Source organism: Peribacillus sp. SIMBA_075, from assembly GCF_046534585.1.
The window spans coordinates 1-262 of record NZ_JAWRYN010000864.1 but is presented as its reverse complement, the minus strand read 5'-3'; the positions used below and the strand labels follow the sequence as shown (position 1 = coordinate 262).

Here is a 262-nt window from a genome sequence, read left to right as displayed (position 1 = left end):
CTTGCGGTTGCGTAGCGTCAGCGGGCTAAGCGGATAGTCCGATGATTTCCACCGACCCTCGCGAACGAAAGTCGCGGCCTTGGGTATCTCTCGGACGACGCTGATGAGCAGCCCCAACGTAAGATCGGCAACCTCCTCGTTCAGGACATCAGGGGTAGTTGTGACAACGATATTTCTAGAGTGTGCATACGCAGCGTCCACCGCATCATAACCAACGCCATAACTGGCGATGATCTCTAGGTTGGGTAGGGCGTCGATGAAC

Annotated in this window: 1 pseudogene; it reads right to left on the bottom strand. The window is 55.7% G+C overall.

The features are described from left to right. Window positions 1-262 (bottom strand): annotated as a pseudogene (locus SB775_RS30705) (D-glycerate dehydrogenase); the annotation flags it as partial.